This is a genomic window from Streptomyces sp. NBC_01446 (assembly GCF_026340095.1).
Classification (GTDB): domain Bacteria; phylum Actinomycetota; class Actinomycetes; order Streptomycetales; family Streptomycetaceae; genus Streptomyces; species Streptomyces aureus.
Genome location: NZ_JAPEPO010000001.1, coordinates 6,616,069 through 6,635,032 on the forward strand (window position 1 = coordinate 6,616,069; position 18,964 = coordinate 6,635,032).

An 18,964-nucleotide genomic window follows, 5' to 3' on the forward strand; every position below is an offset into this window, starting at 1 on the left:
GACCAATGGCCACCAACGCCATCGACCAGACCCGGCGGATGCTGTCCCTCGTGACGTATCTGCGGGAGCGCCCCGGAGCGCGCGTCGAGGATGTCGCCCGCGCCTTCGGGATCACCGAGGACGAGCTGATCTCGGACCTCGACATCCTGCCGTTGTGCGGGACGAGCTTCCGTGGGGGTGACCTCCTCGACATCGACACGGACGGCGACCGCATCTGGTGGCGCAACCCGAGCGCCCTCAGCGCAGACGCGGCCGCGCCGCTGCGGCTCGCCGCCGACGAGGCGACGGCGTTGCTCGTCGCCGCCCGCGCCGTGTCCACACTGCCCGGCCTCAGGGAGAGCGACCGGCTCGCGCTCCTCCGCGCCACCGCGAAGCTGGAGGCCGCGGCCGGCGAGGCGGCCGGCGCGAGCGCCCGGCTCTCGGTGACCTTCGAGTCCGAGGGTGGCGTCTTCGCCGACGTCGACCGGGCGATCTCGGAGCGGCGCCGGCTGTGGATCCGCTACTACTCCCCGGCCCGCGACGAGCTCACCGAGCGGGAGATCGACCCCATTCGCCTGGTGAGCGTCGGCCACACCTACGTGGAGGCCTGGTGCCGGCGCTCCGAGGCGCGCCGCACCTTCCGCCTCGACCGGGTCGCCGAGATCCGGATCCTGGACGAGCCGTCCGCGCCGCCGGAGATCGAACTGCGGGACCTGTCCGAGGGGCTCGTACAGCCCGCGGCCGAGGACCCCGAGGTCGTGGTCGAGGTCGGTCCCGGCGGACGCTGGGTCGCGGAGTACTACCCGCACGACAGCGCCGAGGAGTTGGCGGACGGCGGGCTGCGGATCACGCTGCGGACGCCGGACCCGTCCTCGCTGAGGCGGCTCGCGCTCCGGCTCGGCCGCGACGGCCGTATCGTCTCGCCGCTCGGGCTCGCCGAGAGTGCGCGGCAGGCTGCCGGGGAGGCGCTGGCCGCGTACGACGGGCAGGGGTAGGGCCGTTGGCCGCGGGCGGGTCTGTGACGACCCTCACGCGCGCGGCCGGGGTGAGAAGGGTGGGCGTGCCGTTGACCGCGGTGCGGCCCGGGGGGTGCCAGAAGTTCGGGAAGCTCTGAAAAGTCTGGGATGGTCGAAATGGGCGGGTTGTCTGCGGTGGTGGGTCCGGTGCTTTTCAAGGCCGCCTGCCCCGAGTGCCGTGAGCGGTTCGAACTCTCCGCGGGCGCCCTGCGCCTGGCGATCGGCGCCACCCGCCGCACCACGTTCTACTCGTTCACCTGCCCCGAGTGCGGCGCCGCCGTACGCAAGCCGGCCGGGGAGCGCATCATCGAACTCCTCACCGGTGGAGGGGTGAGCACGCTCCGCCTCCACCAGACCGTCTAGGCTCGGCGCATGTTCTGGGCGATGCTGGCGATTGCTGTGGGGTTCGTGGGACTCGCCGTGCTCGGCGTGCTCGCGGTCAAGGTCTTCGTCGAGGCGCAGCGCCTGGGGCGCCAAGTCGCCGACACCACACAGCAGATCAACCGCGCGGCGGAGGACCTGGAGCGGGCGGCGACGAGCACGGCCCGCACGAGCCGCGAACTTCTCTGACCGCACGACCCGCCGAATGTGACGGGGGAGACATGCTGGTAAGCGCTTTACCTCTGTGCCCTGTCCGGTTGCCGGGACGGGCGGGTACGCTGCGATGCGCGGCCCGAAGAGCGAGGCGCGGCCCGCAACTGGGAGTACGCAGAGGGATTGCCCCCTGTTCACCCCCACGGGATACGATCGCTGCCAGCACGGTGGTCGGACACCAGTCCGACCTGTACCGGCAGCCCCGCCCCTGCCGCCTCGGTGAGAAGGTAAACGCTTATGTTCGGAAAGATCGGCGCCCCTGAGATCATTCTGATCCTCGTCGTCATCGTCCTGCTGTTCGGCGCGAAGAAGCTTCCCGACATGGCGCGCTCGCTGGGCAAGTCGGCCCGCATCCTCAAGAGCGAGGCCAAGGCGATGAAGTCCGACGGTCAGCAGACCGCACCCACGGACCCGCCGAAGAACGACGAGCAGACCCCGGCTCAGCGCACCATCAAGGCCGCCCCCGGCGACGTGACCAACGCGCGCCCGGTCACCGAGCCGACCGACCAGACTTCGCAGCGCTGATCCCGGGCCGCCCCGCGAAGGCGGCCTGTCGCACGAGATGAGGACGTGGGTTGCTCAAGTCTGCCCGCAAGACGGAGAAGGATCCCGAGGGGCGGATGCCGCTCGCGGAACACCTGCGTGAGCTACGCAACCGGCTCGCGAAGGCCCTGCTGGCCATCGTCGTCGTCACGATCGTCGCCGCCTTCTTCTACAAGGACATCATCGAGTTCTTCACCAACCCGGTGCTCGACTCGGTGGGCTGCAAGTCGAGCTTCGCCGAGCTCGCCGAGCAGGCGAACAAGGGACAGCACGACGAGACGTGCGCGCGGATCGTGCTCAACGGTCTGCTGACGCCGTTCACGCTCGCGCTGAAGATCTCGCTGATGGCGGGCGTCGTGCTCGCGTCGCCGGTCTGGCTCTACCAGCTGTGGGGCTTCGTCGCGCCCGGCCTGCACAGGCACGAGAAGAAGTACGCGACCGCTTTCGTCGCCACCGGCTTCCCGCTGTTCCTGTGCGGCGCCTTCTTCGCGTACAAGACCCTCCCCACGATGGCGCGGGTGCTGCTCGACTTCTCACCGGGCGGTGTCGACAACCAGCTGCCGCTGGACGATCTCCTGGACCTGATCACGCGCATGGTGGTCGTGTTCGGGCTCTCCTTCGAGCTGCCGCTGCTCCTGGTGATGCTCAACCTCACCGGGGTGATCACGGGCAAGCGGATGATCGGCTGGTGGCGCGGCATGATCATGGGCATCACGGTCTTCGCGGCCGTGGCCACGCCCAGCACCGACCCGCTGAGCATGCTGGCGCTCGCCGGACCCATCTGGGTCCTGTACTTCGCGGCCGCCGGTTTCTCCCTGCTCAACGACCGCCGCAAGGCCAGGGAGCGCGAGGACCTGGACGACGACGAGGCCTCGGACCTGGACCTCACGCCCGAGCCCGTCTCGGCCAGCCGCGCGCTGCCCGAGCAGGCGAGCTCGGACCTTGACCGGGTCAACGGTTATGACGACGTGACCTGACAGAGCGGCACGATCTTGTAAGGTCCGCCCGTGACCAGCGAGATCACCCTCTTCGTCAATCCCACCGCCGGACGTGGCCGGGGCGCCCAGGCGGCGCAACCGGCCGCTTCCGCGTTGCGGGCGGCCGGTTTCTCCGTGCGTACGGTCGTGGGGGAGGACGCCGACGACGCGCTCACGCGCGCGCGTGCCGCCGTCCACGCCGGCACCGGAGCGCTCATAGCCGTCGGCGGTGACGGCATGGCCAACCTCGCGCTCCAGGCCGTCGCGGGCACCCGCACCCCGCTCGGCGTGATCGCCGTCGGGACAGGAAACGACTTCGCCCGCTCCCTCGGACTGCCCGTGCGGGACCCGGCGGCGGCAGGCGCCCTCGTCGCCGACGCGCTCAAGGGATCGCGGATACGCGAGCTCGACCTGGGGCGGGCCGACGGACACTGGTTCGGCACCGTCCTGGCCTCGGGTTTCGACTCCCGGGTCAACGACCGGGGCAACCGGATGCGCTGGCCCGGCGGCCGCTTCAAGTACGACCTCGCGATCGTCGCCGAGCTCGCCGCGTTCAAGCCCATCCCGTACCGGATCACCCTGGACGACGGCCCCGTGCTGGAGGTCGAGGCCACGCTCGTCGCCGTGGGGAACGGAACGTCGTACGGCGGTGGCATGAAGATCTGTGCGGGCGCCGACATGACGGACGGGCTCTTCGACATCACGGTCGTCGGGGACTGCTCGCGGGCGACGCTGCTCAAGGTCTTCCCGCGCGTGTACAAGGGGACCCACCTCGACCACCCCGTGGTCACCGTCCACCGCGCGAAGAAGGTCGAACTGGCCGCGGAGGGGATCACCGGGTACGCCGACGGGGAGCCGCTCGGAAGCCTGCCCCTCACCGTCGAGTGCGTACCGCAGGCCGGGCTGATCGTAGGGCCCTGACGACCGGAGAGCGCGGGGCCCAAGTCCTGGAGACCGTGGGGCCCCGGCCCCGGAAATCATGGCGCCCCGGCCCCGGAAGGGACCGATCACAATAAAGATCGTCCGTTGTCAGTGGTGGCCGGTAGTCTCGAAAGCACGATGACAGAGGACCTCTCACCGGCCGAGCGGTACGCGGCAGCACGTAAGCGCGCTGCCGAGCAGGCCACCGCGCTCGCCGATTTCCGCGAGATGTACGACTTCGGCCTCGACCCCTTCCAGATCGAGGCGTGTCAGGCCCTTGAGACGGGCAAGGGCGTTCTGGTGGCCGCGCCCACCGGCTCCGGCAAGACGATCGTCGGCGAGTTCGCCGTCCACCTGGCCCTCCAGCAGGGCAAGAAGTGCTTCTACACGACACCCATCAAGGCGTTGTCGAACCAGAAGTACGCCGACCTCGCCAAGCGGTACGGCGCCGAGAAGGTCGGCCTGCTGACCGGCGACAACAGTGTGAACGCGGACGCTCCGGTGGTCGTCATGACCACCGAGGTCCTGCGGAACATGCTGTACGCGGGCTCGCAGACCCTCCTCGGCCTCGGCTATGTGGTCATGGACGAGGTGCACTACCTCTCCGACCGCTTCCGCGGCGCCGTCTGGGAAGAGGTGATCATCCACCTCCCGGAGTCGGTCACCCTGGTCTCCCTCTCGGCGACCGTGTCGAACGCGGAGGAGTTCGGCGACTGGCTCGACACCGTGCGCGGCGACACCGAGGTGATCGTCTCCGAGCACCGGCCCGTACCCCTGTTCCAGCATGTGCTCGCCGGGCGCCGGATGTACGACCTCTTCGAGGAGGGCGAGGGCCGCAAGAAGGCCGTCAATCCGGACCTGACGCGCATGGCCCGCATGGAGGCAAGCCGCTCGTACAACCCGCGTGAGCGCCGCAAGGGCAAGATGGTGCGCGAGGCGGACCGCGAGCGCGAGCGCAGACAGCGCTCCCGGATCTGGACGCCCGGCCGCCCCGAGGTCATCGAGCGCCTCGACAGCGAGGGGCTGCTGCCCGCGATCACGTTCATCTTCAGCCGCGCCGCCTGCGAGGCCGCCGTACAGCAGTGCCTGTACGCGGGCCTGCGGCTCAACGACGACGAGGCGCGCGCCCGCGTCCGCGAGATCGTCGAGGAGCGCACGGCCGCGATCCCCGACGAGGACCTGCACGTCCTCGGGTACTTCGAGTGGCTCGAAGGCCTGGAGCGCGGCATCGCCGCCCACCACGCGGGCATGCTGCCGACGTTCAAGGAGGTCGTCGAGGAGCTGTTCGTACGCGGTCTCGTGAAGGCAGTCTTCGCGACGGAGACCCTGGCGCTCGGCATCAACATGCCGGCCAGGTCCGTGGTGCTGGAGAAGCTCGTCAAGTGGAACGGCGAGCAGCACGCCGACATCACACCCGGCGAGTACACCCAGCTCACCGGCCGGGCCGGCCGGCGTGGCATCGACGTCGAGGGCCACGCGGTCGTCCTGTGGCAGCGCGCCTTCAGCCCCGAGCACCTGGCGGGACTGGCGGGCACGCGCACGTACCCGCTGCGCTCCAGCTTCAAGCCGTCGTACAACATGGCGGTGAATCTGGTCGAGCAGTTCGGCCGGCACCGCTCGCGCGAGCTGCTCGAGACGTCCTTCGCGCAGTTCCAGGCCGACAAGTCGGTCGTCGGGATCTCCCGTCAGGTCCAGCGCAACGAGGAGGGCCTGGAGGGCTACAAGGCCTCCATGACCTGCCACTTGGGGGACTTCGAGGAGTACGCGCGGCTGCGCCGCGACCTCAAGGACCGCGAGACGGAGCTCGCCAAGCAGGGCGCGTCGCAGCGGCGCGCCGCGGCGGCCGCCGCCCTGGAGAAGCTCAAGCCGGGCGACGTCATCCACGTCCCCTCCGGCAAGTTCGCCGGGCTCGCGCTCGTCCTCGACCCCGGCATCCCGGCCGGCCGGTCGAACGGACACCGTGGCTTCGAGCAGCACGACGGCCCGCGCCCGCTGGTCCTGACCGCCGAGCGCCAGGTCAAGCGGCTCGCGTCGATCGACTTCCCGGTGCCCGTCGAGGCGCTGGAGCGGATGCGGATCCCCAAGTCGTTCAACGCGCGCTCGCCCCAGTCGCGGCGGGACCTCGCGTCCGCGCTGCGCACCAAGGCAGGCCACATCGTGCCCGACCGGCACCGCAAGGGCCGCGCGGCGGCGGCCGACGACCGTGAGATCACGCGGCTGCGTGCCGAGCTGCGCGCCCACCCCTGTCACGGCTGCGACGAGCGCGAGGACCACGCCCGCTGGGCCGAGCGCTACTACCGGCTGCGGCGCGACACGCAGCAGCTGGAGCGCCGCATCGAGGGCCGGACGAACACGATCGCCCGCACCTTCGACCGCATCGTGGCCCTGCTGACCGAGATGGACTATCTGCGCGGCGACGAGGTCACGCAGAACGGCAAGCGCCTCGCGCGTCTCTATGGCGAGCTCGATCTGCTCGCCAGCGAGTGCCTGCGCGACGGGGTCTGGGAAGGCCTCAGCCCGGCCGAACTGGCCGCGTGCGTCTCGGCGTTGGTATTCGAGGCCCGTGCCGCCGACGACGCCCTCGCCCCCAAGCTGCCGTCCGGCAAGGCGAAGGCGGCACTCGGCGAGATGGTCCGCATCTGGGGCCGGCTCGACGCCCTGGAGGAAGAGTTCAAGATCAGCCAGACCGAGGGCGTCGGCCAGCGCGAACCCGATCTGGGCTTCGCCTGGGCCGCGCACCAGTGGGCGTCCGGCAAGGGCCTCGACGAGGTCCTGCGTGAGGCGGACATGCCCGCCGGTGACTTCGTGCGCTGGTGCAAGCAGGTCATCGACGTGCTCGGCCAGATCGCGGCCGCGGCGCCGTCCGTCTCCGGGGCGGGGGACGGGGACACGGTCGCCAAGAACGCCCGTAAGGCCGTGGACGCGTTGCGGCGCGGCGTGGTGGCGTACTCGTCCGTCGGTTAGGACGCGGCCGGTGGTGACCGGTCGCGCTGTCCCCGTGCCCCTGACGGGCGCGGGGACACAGGCCGTACGTGATCCCGTGCCGTTACTGCCGTCGGTGCCCGTTCGCGCCGAACTCGACGAAATCTAGGGGCAGTTGCTGCCGCCACCGATCAGGGCGTGCACGCGCCAAGGGTGAACTCTCCGCGCGTACCGATCTGTTCCCCGGTCTGACCGAAGGTGTCATTCTCGTGCACCGCCGCGATCCCGAACGCTCCGTACCGGTCGCTGTCCCGGTCCTCGCCGCGACGACCGGGGACGCGGCCCCGCGCATCGCGGGCCTCTGACCTCACACACGTCACGCGCCGAGGGCCCAACAGCCCTTCCGTGGCGGGGATTTCGCACGGTCGGACGTGATCACTCCATGTGTGCGAGCCGCCGCTGAGCGTGTAAATGGGGCCGAGTGTATTCCTCCCGTCCGGCCATTTCAGGTGCTTGCGGAATATGACACAGCGGTGATCCCGCGGGACTAAGCTCGCCCGCAGCGCACCGAGTTGGCACATATTCGCGCGTTTGTTCCCAATCTTGCAGATGGTTCGAGTTCATCCCCCATGTGCACGTCAGTACATCCCCGTAACCACACATTTCCCCGATCCGACCGTTCAGAGGGCATACATGGTGAGTGTTCAATCGCCTCCCGGTGGCCGAGAAATCCCCTACACACGCGTGCTGTTGCTGCCCGCCGTGGCCATGGCCGCGGCGACCGGAGCCGCCGTCGCGGTGGTGGCGCAGCCCGCCCGGCTCGCCGTCGCCCTGTGCGGCGGCCTCGCCACGCTTCTGCTGATCCTGGTGGCCGCCGAGGCGGTGCGCCGCGGCCGCACGATCAAGTGGGAGCGGGCCCAGTCCGCCCGCCACGTCGAGCACCTCGAACGCAGCCTCGCCGCCCGTGACGACGAGGCCCAGTGGATGGCCAGGTATCTGCTGCCCGAGTCCCTCTACCGGCTGCGCTCCGGCGACACGGCCTCGGAAGCCGTCAAGGTCGTCGTCGAGAGCGACCCCGCGCACTCTCAACTCCCGCACGCGCAACGCAGGTTGATGGCCGAGGTGCTCGACCTCATCGACCGCGAGGAGAACATGCGCGACGCCGCGCAGCGCGCCTTCGTCTCCATCGCGCGCCGCGTCCAGTCCATCGTGCACAAGCAGAACGCCGAACTGCGCGAGATGGAGGAGGACCACGGCCGCAACCCCGAGGTCTTCGACGACCTCCTGCGCATCGACCACGGCACCGCGCTGATCGGCCGGCTCGCCGACTCCATCACCGTCCTCGGCGGCGCCCGCCCCGGCCGCCAGTGGCCCCGGCCGGTGCCGCTCTACAGCGTGCTGCGCGGCGCCATGTCGCGCATCCTCGAATACCCGCGCATCGAGCTGCACTCGATCGCCAAGGTGGCCATCCGCGGCATCTCCGTCGAGCCGCTCATCCACGCGCTCGCCGAACTCATGGACAACGCGACGCGCTACTCGCCGCCGCAGACCAAGGTGCACGTCACCGCGGTCGAGGTGCAGACCGGCATCGCCATCGAGATCGAGGACGGCGGCGTCAGCCTCAGCGAGGAGGCCCGCGGCCGCGCCGAGGAGATGCTCGCCCGTGCCAAGGCCGGTATCGACCTCAACGACCTCGGCGAGAACCCCCGCCTCGGCATGGCCGTCGTCGGCCGGCTCGCGCAGATGTACGACATGCAGATCGCGCTGCGCCAGTCCGCGTACGGCGGTGTCCGCGCCGTCCTCATCGTGCCGCGGATCATGGTGACGAGCGACGCCGCGCCCGGTCTCGCCCACGGCATCGGCGCCTCTGGTGTGCCTCGCGTCAACAACGACGGCGAGCCCATCGTGGAGGAGCCCCGCAAGAAGAAGCTGCGCCGCCCCACCACGGGTCCCCGCCCCTCCGCGCCGCTGGTGGCCGCCATGGAGGACGACGTCCCCGTCGTCACCGAGTGGCGCGCCAACGGCCTGCCGCAGCGCCGCAGGAAGGTCGACACGAAGGTCATCGACCAGCAGATCATCGTGACGCCCAGGGCGCCCGAGAACGGCAGCGGGGCGGCGCCCCGCGCGGACCAGCCCCCGCAGTGGACGCCCATCCCGGTGCCGGCCTCCGAGGCCGAACCCGAGAAGCCGGACCAGCCCGAACCGGGCCTGTGGGTCGAGGCGTTCATGAACGGGCTCAAGGGTGACGGGCAGGGCGACGCGTCGGGCGAGCCCACCGGGACCAACCAGCAGGTCGACGAGGGAGACCGCCAGTGATCCAGCAAAGGGCAAACTTCGACTGGATGCTCAAGGAGCTAGCCGACGGCGTGCCCCAGACCCGGCAGGTCGTGGTGCTCTCCGCGGACGGCCTGCGCATCGCCCGCTACGGCGGCGACCCCGACGCCGCCGACCGCATCGCCGCCGCCTGCGCCGGACTCCAGAGCCTCGCCACCGCGGTGGCCAGCGAGATCCCGGACAGCGACGGCCGGATGAGCATGGTCATCATCGAGGTCAGCGGAGGGTTCTTCTACCTCATGGCCGCGGGCAAGGGCGCGTACCTCGCGGTCCTCGCCGACGCCCACGTGGACGCCGGACTCATCAGCAACCGCATGCGCGACCTCGTCGTACGCATCGGAGCGCACCTCACCAGTCCGCCCCGGCGCAACGGGCAGACCGTATGACGCATCCCCCGCAACCCTCCCGGGCGGAGCCGCCGCAGCGCGAGCGCCGCGGGCCGGACGGCAAGGGCGCCAACCCCGAACGCCTGTACACCATCACGGGCGGCAGCGAGGGGGCCGAGCGCGCGCCGCTCGACCTGGTCACCCTGATCATCGCGCGCGCCGACCCCCCGCCCGCGGCGCCGCCCGAGCAGGCAGCCCTGTTACGGCTGTGCAAGTCACCCCTGTCCACGGCCGAGATCTCGGCCTACCTCAGTCTGCCGTTCAGCGTGGTCACCGTGCTGCTCGGCGAACTCCTCGCGGCTGAACTGGTTCAGGCGCGCGCGCCCGTCATCCGCGGCGCCGTCGCCGATCGTTCCCTCCTCGAAGCGGTGATGCATGGACTTCAAAAGCTCTGACACGCTCCGGGACGGACCCCACATTCCGGGTCCCCGGAGCGGGGACCACCTCCCTGACACGGTCTCGGCCGCCGTGAAGGTCGTCATCGTCGGCGGATTCGGCGTGGGCAAGACCACGATGGTGGGATCCGTCAGCGAGATCAGGCCGCTCACCACCGAAGAGACCATGACCCAGGCGGGCATCGGGGTCGACGACAACTACGGCTCCGAGACGAAGACCGCCACCACGGTCGCCATGGACTTCGGACGCATCAGCATCACGGACGAGCTCGTGCTCTATCTCTTCGGCACCCCGGGCCAGGAGCGCTTCTGGTTCCTGTGGAACGGCCTGTTCGAGGGCGCACTCGGCGCCGTCGTGCTCATCGACACCCGCCGCCTCGAAGTCAGCTTCGACGTGATCGGGCGCCTGGAGGAGCGCGGCGTGCCGTTCGTCATCGCCAACAACGCCTTCCCCGACGGCCCGCGCTACCCCGCCGAAGAACTGCGCCAGGCCCTGGACCTCGACCCGGACGTCCCGATCCTCGAGTGCGACGCCCGGCGCCGGGCCTCCAGCCGGGACGTCCTGATGACGCTGATGCGCTATCTGCACGAACTGGCGCTCGCCCGCGTCTGACCCGGCCGGTGCCGGCCCCCTGCTTCCACACAGCCTTTTCCACACAGCCTTTCCACACCACCGGAGCGATCACCGTGACGACTCCCTCCCACTCACGCGCCGGCACGGACGAGGCCGCGCTCAGTCCGCCGCCCGGCTGCCCGGCCCACGCCCTGGGCCCCGGCGGCCTGCGTCGGCTCTACGGTCCCGAGGCGGACGACGACATCGCGGCCGTGTACGAGAAGCTGCGCGCCGAACACGGCCCCGTCGCCCCCGTCCTGATCCACGACGACGTGCCGATGTGGGCGGTCCTCGGGCACAGCGAGAACCTGCACATGGTTCGTTCGACCTCCCAGTTCAACCGCGACGCGCGCCACTGGAACGCCGTCCTCGACGGCAGCGTCACCCCCACCAACCCCCTCGCGCCCGTCTTCAGCTGGCAGCCCATCTGCAGCTTCGCCGAGGGCGCCGACCACCAGCGGCTGCGCGGCGCGGTCACCGGGGCGATCGGCACCATCGAGGCCCGGGGCCTGCGGCGCTTCATCAACCGCGCCTCGAACGAGCTGGTCAACAAGATCTGCGAGATCGGCGAGGCGGACGTCGTCAGCCAGTTCGCCGAGCATCTGCCGATGATGGTGATGTGCCGGATCTTCGGCATGCCCGAGGAGTACAACGAGCGGATGGTGCAGGCCGCCCGCGACATGATCAAGGGCACCGAGACCGCCATCGCCAGCAACGAATACATCATGGGCGTCCTCACCAGGCTGACCGCCCGCCGCCGGGCCCACCCCGAGGCCGACTTCACCAGTCACCTCATCGCCCAGCCCGCCGCCCTCGACGACGACGAGGTCGCCCAGCACCTGCGCCTCGTCCTGATCGCCGCGTACGAGGCCACGGCCAACCTCATCGCGAACGTGCTGCGCGTGGTTCTCACCGACCCCCGCTTCCGCGCCCGGCTCAACGGCGGCCAGATGACCGTGCCCGAGGCGGTCGAGCAGTCCCTGTGGGACGAGCCGCCGTTCAGCGCCATGGTCGGTTACTTCGCCAAGGAGGACACCGAGCTCGGCGGCCGGCACATCCGCCGGGGCGACGGCCTGATCTTCGGCATCGCGCCCGGCAACGTCGACCCCGTCGTACGCCCCGACCTGACCGCCAACATGCAGGGCAACCGCTCGCACCTCGCCTTCGGCGGCGGACCGCACGAGTGCCCCGGACAGGACATCGGCCGCGCCATCGCCGACATCGGTGTCGACGCGCTCCTGATGCGCCTTCCCGACGTCGAACTCTCGGTGCACGAGCACGAGTTGCGCTGGCGCTCCTCGATCCTCTCGCAGCATCTGGTGGAGCTGCCGGTGAAGTTCGAGCCGCGCCCGCCGCAGGACGTCGTCGCCAAGCCGGGTATCCGGCCGGTCCCGGAGTCGCGCGACGAGTGGCAGGTGTCGACCCACGCCCCGCCGGCCCCGCAGCCCGCCCCCGTTCCGGCCGGGGCTCCGGAACCGCAGCAGCCGCCCGTCGCGTTCCCGGAGCCCGCCGCACCGCCGCAGGGCGCCTGGCGGCGCTTCCTGCGCTGGTGGCGCGGCTACTGACCGGGCCGCGCCCAGGCGTTACGAGGGGTGCGCGGGCGCCGTCGGCCCGCCGCCCGCCCACTCCTCGTACGCCGACCAGGCCTGGAGCGTCCGCCCGCTCTCGAAGCGGTGCTCCCGGCCCGTCACGGGATCCCTGAACTCCAGCGTACGGGCGAGAAGTTGGAGCGGGCGGCGGAAGTCGTCCGGCGCCACCTCGTCGGCGATCACGGGGTAGATCGGGTCGCCGAGGATCGGCAGGCCGAGCGCGTTCATGTGGACGCGCAGCTGGTGGGTGCGGCCGGTGTGGGGGAGCAGCCGGTAGCGGCCGAGCCCCCCGCGCTGCTCGACGACCTCGATCCGGCTCTCCGCGTTCGGCTCCGCGCCCGGCACTTCGCGCGCGGCGAGCACCCCGCGCTCCTTCTCGATCCGGCTGCGCACGGTCCTCGGCAGGGCGATTCCCGGGTCGTGGGCGGCCACCGCCTCGTACTCCTTGCGTACGAGCTTGTCGCCGAACAGCGTCTGGTACGCGCCGCGTTCCCCGGACCGGACGACGAACAGGACGAGGCCCGCGGTGAGCCGGTCGAGCCGGTGCGCCGGCCCGAGCGCGGGCAGGTCCAACTCGCGCCGCAGGCGCGCCAGCGCGGTCTCGGTGACATGGCTGCCGCGCGGCGTCGTGGCCAGGAAATGCGGCTTGTCGGCCACGACGATGTGCTCGTCCCGGTACACGATCCCGATGGGGAACGGCACCGGCACCTCGGGCGCCAGGTCGCGGTGGAACCACACCCAGGCGCCCGGCACGTACGGCGCGTCCGCCGGCACCGCGGCCCCGTCCGCGCCCACGATCCGCCCCTCGCGCAGCATCACGTCGATCACCGCGGGCCCGGCCGCGAGCCGCTCCACGAGATGGTCGCGCACCGTGCTCCAGGCGCCGTCGAGCGGCAGCATGACCCGGAAGGCGTCGATGCCGTCGCGCTGCGGCAGCGGGGAGGGCGGAATGCGCCGCTTACGTCTCATCGCGGCCCAGCCTACGGGCGGCCGCCGGTCCCCAGGAACCACGGACGGAGGCGGGTCACCGGGGGCAGGATGGGGCCCATGCCGATCACGATTGCGCAGGTCCTGGCCACCGGCACGCTCGCCCGCGGCCCCCAGCCCACCATCGAGGCCGAGGGCGGCCTCGTCCTGCGGCCCTGGCGGGACGAGGACGTGTCCGCCGTGTATACGGCGTTCCGTGACCCGACGATCCAGCACTGGCACGCGCGGGTCGCGGAGTCCGAGGACGAGGCGCGCGGCTGGATGCAGGAGTGGCGGGACGCCTGGGACGGCGAGCAGAGGGCCAGCTGGGCCCTTGTCGCGGCGGACACCGGCGAGGTGGTGGGCCGCACGGCGCTGCGCTCCCTCTCCCTGCACGAGGGGCTGGCCGAGGTCGCGTACTGGGTCCTGCCCGCGGCGAGGGGCGCGGGCATCGCCCCGCGCGCCGTCGCCGCGCTGTCCCGCTGGGCGCTCGACGAGATCGGCTTCCACCGCCTCGAACTCCAGCACGCCGTCGGCAACATGGCGTCCTGCCGGGTCGCCCTCAAGTCGGGGTTCGCCCTGGAGGGCACGAAGCGCAGCGCGCTCCTGCACGCGGACGGCTGGCACGACTGCCACCTCCACGCGCGCGTGCAGGGGGACCGCCGTCCGGAGGCGTGACGCGGCCGCGACCTGAACCTGCCGGGGCCGCTCCCGCCAGATCCCCGCGCCGAAGTGCGCACCTCTTGCGCACGCGCCTCGTTCGCGATACATCGTGTATTGACGCTGATGGTCTATCGCGATATGTTCGGCTACGGATATTCGGATACGGGGTGTCGGGTGCGAGGGGTGAGGTGAGGTCCGTGGCCACGAAGCGGCGCAAGCTGGGCAATCCGCTGGCCCTCGCGGTGATGGTGCTGCTCATGGAGAAGCCCATGCACCCGTACGAGATCGCGCAGACCCTGCGCCGGCGCGGCAAGGACACCACGACGAAGATCAACTACGGCTCGCTCTACACGGTCGTCCAGAACCTGGAGAAGCACGGCTTCGTCGAGGTCGCGGACGTGCAGCGGCAGGGGAACCGGCCGGAGCGCACGCTCTACGGGATCACCGACGACGGCCGGGAGGAAGCGCTCGAGTGGCTCTCCGACCTGCTCGCCGTGCCCGCGCGTGAGTACCCGATCTTCGAGACGGCGCTCTCCCTCATGGGGGTCATGCACCCCGACGAGGTGACGCGACTGCTGGAGGAGCGGCTCGCCTCGCTCGAGGTCCAGGCGGCGAGCGCGCGTGGCGGACTCATGAAGCTGTACGAGACGCTGCCGCGGATCTTCCTCGTGGAGACCGAGTACCAGCTGCACATGGTCGAGGCGCAGGCCGAGTGGCTCCGGGGCTTCCTGCGGGAGGTCAAGGAGGGCACGCTCGACGGCGTCGAACAGTGGCGGACGTTCCAGGAGACCGGTGAAATCCCTCCGGAATTCGCCGAGTTGGAGGAAACCCGCCTCGACCGGTGATTCACCCGTAGGCCGGTGGCCACTCGTGAACCGGTGCCCCACCCGGAAACCGGTGGGGCCCAACCGTAGGAAGAGAAGAGAGACCCGGAGAGAAGCAAGCCGAGAGAGACAAACAGACCCCGGCAGGACTGTTGCAGCAGTCCCGCCAGGGTCTCGAACCCCGGACCGACCCACCGTGCGGCGAGCCAGGCGATCGAGGTGCGGCACACCCAGGATAGCCCGGCGCTCTTCACGTGGATCGGCCGTCATCCGCTCACACCCGCGAGCGGATCCACCGTCGTCCGCTCACACAGGAGAGCCGTCGTCATGAGTACCCGTGCGCCCGCAGTGCAGGCGCGTCAACTCGTCAAGACCTATCCCGGCGATGTCACCGCGCTCAGCGGCCTGGACATCACCGTGGAACCCGGCACCGTCTTCGGCCTGCTCGGCCCGAACGGCGCAGGGAAGTCCACCACCGTCAAGATCCTGACAACCCTCGCCCGCCCCGACTCCGGGACCGCCACCGTCGCGGGCCACGACGTGCTGCGGCACGCCGACCGCGTGCGCCGCGCCATCGGTGTCGTCGCCCAGAAGTCCGGCGCCGACCCCGTCGCCACCGGCCGCGAGAACCTCCAGCTCCAGGGCAGGCTCTACGGCCTGCGCGGAGCCGACCTGAACCGGCGCGTCACCGAACTCCTCGACCGCTTCCGCCTCTCCGACGCCGCCGGACGCCAGGTCAAGGGCTACTCGGGCGGCATGCAGCGCCGCCTCGACGTGGCGCTCGGCCTCGTCCACCGGCCCGAGGTGCTCTTCCTCGACGAGCCCACCACCGGCCTCGACCCGGAGGCCCGCACCGCGATGTGGGACGAGATCACGCGCCTCGCCGGCGACGAGGGCCTGTCCATCCTGCTCACCACGCACTACCTCGAAGAGGCCGACCGGCTCGCCGATCGCATCGCCGTCGTCGACCGCGGCCATGTCGTCGTCGAGGGCACCCCCGACGGCCTCAAGGGTGAACTGCGCGGGGACGCCGTCCACTTGGAGCTGCGCGCCCCCGTCCAGGACGCGGGCCGCACGCTGCTGGAGGGCGCGCTCGCCGCGCTGCCGGGCGTGCGCGAGACCCAGTTCGACGGTCGCCGCGTCAGTGTCCGCGCCGACGACGGGGCCGCCGCCGTGCCCGCCCTGCTCGGCGCGCTGGAGCGGGCGGGCGTAGCGGTCACCGCCGCCACTGTGGCCCGCCCCTCGCTCGACGACGTCTATCTCCGCTACGCCGGCCGCCGCTACTCCGAGGCGCAGGCCGCCACCGGGGACGAGTCCGCCGCCGACGCCCTCGCCCCCGCCGGAGGTGCCCGATGAGTACCGCGATCCCGCAGACCTGGTACATGACGCAGCGTCAGCTCATGGTGTTCCTGCGCCAGCCCGCGTATCTGCTGATCACCCTGATCCAGCCGGTGGTCTGGCTGTTCCTGTTCGGCAATCTGTTCAAGAAGGTCGTCGAGCTCGGTGGATTCGGGACCACGACCTATCTCGACTACCTCATCCCCGGCGTCGTCGTGATGAGCGCGCTCAGCTCCAACATGTGGGCGGGCATGGCGACGCTCGACGAGATCCAGCGCGGCACGCTCAATCGTTTCCTCACCACGCCGGTGAGCCGTGGGGCCCTGATGAACGGCAATGTGGTGAGCAACGGTCTGGTCACCGCGCTCCAGTCCGTCGTCATCGTGCTGCTCGGCCTCCTCGGCGGGGCCGAACTGCCGGGCGGGGCGGGCGGAGTGCTGATCCTCGTCGTCGCCGCGGTGCTCCTCGGCACGGTGTTCGGCGCACTGTCGAACGCGCTGGGCATGCTGGTCCGGGAGCGGGAGTCGATCATCGGGATCAACACGTTCCTGCTGCTCCCGCTGACCTTCCTGTCCTCCGCGTTCATGGCGCCGTCGCAGATGCCGTCGTGGATGCGGCACATGGCCGACTTCAATCCGCTCAACTGGGCGATGGTCGCGGGCCGTTCGGCGATGTCCGGCCACCCGGACCCGAGTGACGTGCTGACCCGCGGCGGGGCGCTCCTCGTGCTGGCCGTCGCGGCGGTGTGGCTGTCGACCCGCACCTTCCGCTCGTACCAGCGGTCCGTCTGAGCACGACGCCCCAGGGGAGGCGCCCCTCTGAGGGGGCGCCCAGGCGGAGCAGGAGATGGCCCTACGCCGTCTCCTGCTCCGCCTCCACCTGCGCGTTCCACTCCCGCTTCGAGGCCTGCCAGCCGTCCTCGTTGTGACCGAGGCGCCAGTACCCGGAGATCGAGAGGTCCTCGCGCGGGATCTCCCGCTCGGTGCGCAGATGGCGGCGGAGCTCCTTCACGAAGCCCGCCTCGCCGTGCACGAAGGCCTGCACCCGGCCGGCCGGGAACGCGAGCCCGCGTACGGCCTCCACCAGGGCCTCGCCCACCGGCCGGTCGCCGCGGTGCAGCCAGACGACCTTTGCGGCGGAGTCGATCTTCTGTTCCTCGGCGGCGTCGGAGACCTCCACGAAGGCGTGGGCGACGGCGCCCTCGGGCAGCGCCTCCAGGGCCGCGGCGATCGCGGGCAGGGCGCTCTCGTCACCGGCGAGCAGATGCCAGTCGGCAGTCGAGTCCGGGGTGTAGGCGCCGCCGGGACCGGCCAGATGCACGCTCGCGCCCGGCTGTACGTCCCGCGCCCAGGGGCCGGCGATGCCCTCGTCGCCGTGCACCACGAAGTCGAGCGTCAGCTCGCGCGCCACCGGGTCCCAGGCGCGCACGGTGTACGTACGCGTCACAGGCCACTGCTCGCGCGGCAGCTCCTCGCGGATCCGGCCGAGGTCGAACGGCTCGGGGTAGGTGACGCCGTCGAGCGGGAACTGCAGCTTCACGTAGTGGTCGGTGCACCCGCCCGCGGTGAACGCGGCGAGGCCGTCCCCGCCGAGGACCACGCGCTGCATGTGCGGGGTGAGCTGCTCGGTGCGCAGGACCTCGCCCCGGTGTGCCGTCGGCTTCCTGCGTTCCGGACGTTCCGCCATGGCGGCCTCCCCTGAAGATCACTGGCTACTTAGGTTTACCTAAGTTAACACTCAGTGCTCCAGGGTGGTGAGCAGCCGCTGCAAAGAACCGCCCAAGCCCCAGCGCTCCGCGAGCTTGTCGAGGGCCTCGGGATCGCGCGCTTCGCGCGGCAGCGCCGTGTCCACGTCCGGCAGGGGCACGTCCCCTGCGACCCGTACGACCGTCGGCGCGACGGCGATGTACGGGCGCGACTCGTCCAGGCGCTTGCGCTGCGAGGGCGTCAGCTTCGACTTCGGGTCGTCGACGGCGGCCATGATCCCGGCCAGGTCCCCGAACTGCGCGAGCAGCTTCGCGGCCGTCTTCTCACCGATGCCGGGCACGCCCGGCAGGCCGTCGCTCGGGTCGCCGCGCAGGAGTGCCAGATCCACGTAACCGGAGCCGTCGACCCCGTACTTCTCGCGCAGCAGTTCCTCATCGGTGACCTGGAGGGTGCCGACGCCTTTGAGGGGGTACAGGACGCGGCGTTCACGCGCGTCGTCGACGAGCTGGAAGAGGTCACGGTCGCCGGTGACGATGTCGACCGGACCGGTGGCCCGCCCGGTGAACGTGCCGATGACGTCGTCCGCCTCGTACCCCTCGACGCCCACGCGCGCGATGCCCACCGCGTCGAGCACGTCCTCGATGATCGGGACCTGGGGGGAGAGGGTGTCGGGGATCTCCTCCGGGTAGGAACCGTCCCGCTCGGTCCCGGTCTCCTGTGCGACGCGATGCGCCTTGTACGAGGGGATCAGGTCGACCCGCCACTGGGGGCGCCAGTCCGCGTCCATGCAGGCCACCAGCGAGTCGGGGTGGTGGTCGTGCACGAGCCGGGTGATGAATTCGAGCAGGCCGCGCACCGCGTTGACCGGCGTCCCGTCCGGGGCCTTCACGGAGTCGGGGACCCCGAAGTAGGCCCGGAAGTACAGGGACGCGGTGTCGAGCAGCATCAGGCGATCGGTTCGCTGGGTCACGTCCCACATCCTGCCGCACGGCACCGACAGCCACCGTCTCGCGAGGATGTGGCGTATTCGGTTCCGGAAGTGAACGAGATGTGAACTGGAACACTCTTCCGTTTGATCTGCATAAGTGAGGGCAGGCGCGCCCCCGGAGCGAACCCGGTCCCTCATTCAACCAATGGATGTGTTTCCGGCCTGCGAGCGGACCTCGCATCGCTCCACGGCCCGCCGGCGGGGGAGGCG

Annotated in this window: 19 protein-coding genes; 16 read left to right on the forward strand and 3 right to left on the reverse strand. The window is 70.9% G+C overall.

Features of this window, described 5'->3' with window-relative positions:
* Positions 1-5 precede the first annotated feature (5 nt).
* The 12 genes from OG456_RS29695 to OG456_RS29755 all read left to right on the forward strand — a co-directional run bounded on the left by OG456_RS29695 (position 6) and on the right by OG456_RS29755 (position 12,245).
* Positions 6-974, forward strand: coding sequence for a YafY family protein (locus OG456_RS29695; RefSeq protein WP_266566289.1), 969 nt, complete (start codon positions 6-8; stop codon positions 972-974).
* A 138-nt stretch (positions 975-1,112) separates the two neighbouring features.
* A complete protein-coding gene (locus tag OG456_RS29700; protein WP_266566291.1) occupies positions 1,113-1,358 on the forward strand; it encodes a hypothetical protein in 246 nt (81 codons plus the stop codon).
* 9 nt (positions 1,359-1,367) lie between these two features.
* Positions 1,368-1,565 (forward strand): hypothetical protein, encoded by a 198-nt coding sequence (locus OG456_RS29705; protein ID WP_266566293.1) that lies wholly within the window; start codon positions 1,368-1,370, stop codon positions 1,563-1,565.
* A gap of 261 nt (positions 1,566-1,826) precedes the next feature.
* Positions 1,827-2,114 carry a Sec-independent protein translocase subunit TatA gene (gene tatA / locus OG456_RS29710; protein WP_266566295.1) on the forward strand — a complete coding sequence of 96 codons (288 nt, stop codon included), beginning with the start codon at positions 1,827-1,829 and terminating at the stop codon, positions 2,112-2,114.
* Positions 2,115-2,164: 50 nt separating this feature from the next.
* Complete coding sequence (gene tatC, locus OG456_RS29715; protein WP_266566297.1) at positions 2,165-3,109, forward strand: twin-arginine translocase subunit TatC; 945 nt, start codon at positions 2,165-2,167, stop codon at positions 3,107-3,109.
* A 30-nt stretch (positions 3,110-3,139) separates the two neighbouring features.
* On the forward strand, positions 3,140-4,030 hold the full coding sequence (locus tag OG456_RS29720) for a diacylglycerol kinase (RefSeq protein ID WP_266566299.1): 891 nt from the start codon (positions 3,140-3,142) through the stop codon (positions 4,028-4,030).
* A 138-nt stretch (positions 4,031-4,168) separates the two neighbouring features.
* Positions 4,169-6,994, forward strand: a complete 2,826-nt coding sequence (locus OG456_RS29725) for an RNA helicase (protein ID WP_266566300.1) — start codon at positions 4,169-4,171, stop codon at positions 6,992-6,994.
* A gap of 651 nt (positions 6,995-7,645) precedes the next feature.
* On the forward strand, positions 7,646-9,268 hold the full coding sequence (locus OG456_RS29735; RefSeq protein WP_266566301.1) for a sensor histidine kinase KdpD: 1,623 nt from the start codon (positions 7,646-7,648) through the stop codon (positions 9,266-9,268).
* A complete protein-coding gene (locus OG456_RS29740; RefSeq protein ID WP_100597102.1) occupies positions 9,265-9,672 on the forward strand; it encodes a roadblock/LC7 domain-containing protein in 408 nt (135 codons plus the stop codon). Before OG456_RS29735 ends, OG456_RS29740 begins: the two co-directional genes overlap by 4 nt.
* A complete protein-coding gene (locus OG456_RS29745) occupies positions 9,669-10,067 on the forward strand; it encodes a DUF742 domain-containing protein (RefSeq protein WP_266566303.1) in 399 nt (132 codons plus the stop codon). Before OG456_RS29740 ends, OG456_RS29745 begins: the two co-directional genes overlap by 4 nt.
* Positions 10,048-10,680, forward strand: coding sequence for an ATP/GTP-binding protein (locus tag OG456_RS29750; RefSeq protein ID WP_266566305.1), 633 nt, complete (start codon positions 10,048-10,050; stop codon positions 10,678-10,680). Before OG456_RS29745 ends, OG456_RS29750 begins: the two co-directional genes overlap by 20 nt.
* 74 nt (positions 10,681-10,754) lie before the next feature.
* A complete protein-coding gene (locus tag OG456_RS29755) occupies positions 10,755-12,245 on the forward strand; it encodes a cytochrome P450 (protein ID WP_266566306.1) in 1,491 nt (496 codons plus the stop codon).
* 18 nt (positions 12,246-12,263) lie between these two features.
* On the opposite strand, the gene OG456_RS29760 is transcribed toward OG456_RS29755, so the two are convergent.
* Positions 12,264-13,238 carry an RluA family pseudouridine synthase gene (locus tag OG456_RS29760; RefSeq protein ID WP_266566308.1) on the reverse strand — a complete coding sequence of 325 codons (975 nt, stop codon included), beginning with the start codon at positions 13,236-13,238 and terminating at the stop codon, positions 12,264-12,266.
* A 78-nt stretch (positions 13,239-13,316) separates the two neighbouring features.
* Here OG456_RS29760 and OG456_RS29765 point away from each other — a divergent pair, with 78 nt between their 5' ends.
* The 4 genes from OG456_RS29765 to OG456_RS29780 all read left to right on the forward strand — a co-directional run bounded on the left by OG456_RS29765 (position 13,317) and on the right by OG456_RS29780 (position 16,851).
* Positions 13,317-13,913 carry a GNAT family N-acetyltransferase gene (locus tag OG456_RS29765; RefSeq protein WP_266566310.1) on the forward strand — a complete coding sequence of 199 codons (597 nt, stop codon included), beginning with the start codon at positions 13,317-13,319 and terminating at the stop codon, positions 13,911-13,913.
* 182 nt (positions 13,914-14,095) lie between these two features.
* Entirely contained in the window at positions 14,096-14,743 is a 648-nt protein-coding gene (locus tag OG456_RS29770; RefSeq protein ID WP_266566312.1) for a PadR family transcriptional regulator, read from the forward strand.
* Positions 14,744-15,049: 306 nt separating this feature from the next.
* Positions 15,050-16,078: an ATP-binding cassette domain-containing protein gene (locus OG456_RS29775; protein WP_266566314.1), complete on the forward strand. Its 1,029-nt coding sequence runs from the start codon at positions 15,050-15,052 to the stop codon at positions 16,076-16,078.
* A complete protein-coding gene (locus tag OG456_RS29780; protein ID WP_266566316.1) occupies positions 16,075-16,851 on the forward strand; it encodes an ABC transporter permease in 777 nt (258 codons plus the stop codon). The genes OG456_RS29775 and OG456_RS29780 overlap by 4 nt, the downstream gene beginning before the upstream one ends.
* A gap of 61 nt (positions 16,852-16,912) precedes the next feature.
* On the opposite strand, the gene OG456_RS29785 is transcribed toward OG456_RS29780, so the two are convergent.
* Positions 16,913-17,746 (reverse strand): siderophore-interacting protein, encoded by an 834-nt coding sequence (locus OG456_RS29785; RefSeq protein ID WP_266566318.1) that lies wholly within the window; start codon positions 17,744-17,746, stop codon positions 16,913-16,915.
* 51 nt (positions 17,747-17,797) lie between these two features.
* A complete protein-coding gene (locus OG456_RS29790; protein WP_266566324.1) occupies positions 17,798-18,745 on the reverse strand; it encodes a 5'-3' exonuclease in 948 nt (315 codons plus the stop codon).
* Between the last annotated feature and the right edge of the window lie 219 nt (positions 18,746-18,964).